The organism is Pantoea sp. SIMBA_079, assembly GCF_046940275.1.
In the GTDB taxonomy this organism is placed as follows: domain Bacteria; phylum Pseudomonadota; class Gammaproteobacteria; order Enterobacterales; family Enterobacteriaceae; genus Pantoea; species Pantoea borealis.
On the sequence record NZ_JAWRYR010000532.1, the window covers coordinates 1 to 259 of the forward strand.

Sequence of the window (259 nt, forward strand, 5' to 3'; positions counted from 1 at the left end):
TCGCGCCTGCCGGTTCCCGACCAGCAATTCGCGTCGGCGGAGGTGTTGCAGGCGATGGGCGTCGACGCGGACCCCATTCTCGCGGCCCGCCAGGCGACGGGTGCGCTGCTGGCCGAGGCGCTGCTGGGCGGCGGCAGCGGCACGTATAGTATCGACAGCCGCGCGCGGCTCGACGACGGTCGTGTTTCGACGTTGCGGGCCGTGTTCAGGACCGGTGCGGGGGCGGTGCCGGGCGGCGCCTACAGTGTGCTTCGTTGGG

General features: G+C 72.6%; 1 protein-coding gene. It reads left to right on the plus strand.

Annotated features, from left to right (window positions below; all coding sequences use genetic code 11):
- A partial coding sequence (locus SB719_RS21085; protein WP_412159874.1) for a hypothetical protein occupies positions 1-259 on the plus strand: 259 nt, incomplete at both ends.